This is a genomic window from Kitasatospora cystarginea, assembly GCF_039533515.1.
GTDB lineage: Bacteria > Actinomycetota > Actinomycetes > Streptomycetales > Streptomycetaceae > Kitasatospora > Kitasatospora cystarginea.
The window spans coordinates 1-999 of the sequence record NZ_BAAATR010000181.1 but is presented as its reverse complement, the minus strand read 5'-3'; the positions used below and the strand labels follow the sequence as shown (position 1 = coordinate 999).

Genomic DNA, 999 nt, shown 5'->3' with positions numbered 1-999 from the left:
AAGCGGCGCCAGGCGCTCCCACTGGGCATCCGTCAGATCACTCCTACACCCCATAGTCATATCAACGACTCAACTGATCGCCAGGACACTGCCTAGTCCTGCTCAACCCCCTCCAGGCCGCCGAACCGCTCACCCCCGAACGGTTCGTGCGCGCCACGGCCGCCTGGATCGAGGGCGCCACCGAGACCACCGCCTTGTGGGACATTGGCGCCGTCCTGTCCACCGTCGCCGACGGCGCCGGCGATGAGCTCATGGACCGCGTCCTGTTTCAGCTCCCACCCGGCTACGACCTGCTCTTTGGCCGCCCACGGGCCGGCCACCGCCCCTGACCCGCTCAGCGCCGCCGCGCCGACCGCGCGGCCCCACCCCGGAAGGCCGCCCGACATGACCCGCTACCGCCGCTTCTCCAGCAGGTCCGCACAGCCGGCCGCTACCCCAGCGACGAGGAAGCCGAACGCGTCCTCGACGCCGTCCTGGCCGTCCTCGGCTCCCAGCTCACCGGAGATGAACGCTGCGATCTCGCCTGCCCTGCCCGAGCGAGCCCGCGCCGTCTTTGCCGCCCAGATCCCCCTGCCTAGCCCCGTCACCGCCCCCGCTTTCGTCGAAACCCTCGCCCACACCCTGGGCACCAGCCTCACCGCAGCCCGCTGGGACGCCTCCTCCGTCCTGGCCGCCCTCGCCACCCTCACCGACGACCACCTCACCGACCGCCTCCTCGCCCACCTGCCCCGCGGCTATGCCCTGCTGTTCGGCCGCGCGGACCTGGCCGCAGCCTGAAGCGGCGGGCCCGGCCTTCGAACGCGGGTTTCGCCGCCCGGGCCAGGCCTTCGCCCTCGGCGACGCGGCTGACGAGGCTACCGGCCTGGGGCAGGCTCACATACGGACACCGCCGCCGATGACATGTGAGCTTCCCCCGGCGTGCGGGAGGTGCTGATCAGCTGGTCAGAAGGGGTTGGCGGGGTTTCAGGTTCACTTGTTCGGCCGTCGCGTGGTTGGCGT

At 71.6% G+C, this 999-nt stretch carries 2 pseudogenes; both read left to right on the top strand.

From position 1 onward, the window contains the following. Positions 1-92: 92 nt before the first annotated feature. A pseudogene (locus ABD369_RS40705) lies at positions 93-329 on the top strand (DUF2267 domain-containing protein); the annotation flags it as partial. A gap of 132 nt (positions 330-461) precedes the next feature. Next, positions 462-777, top strand: a pseudogene (locus ABD369_RS40700) (DUF2267 domain-containing protein); the annotation flags it as partial. Between the last annotated feature and the right edge of the window lie 222 nt (positions 778-999).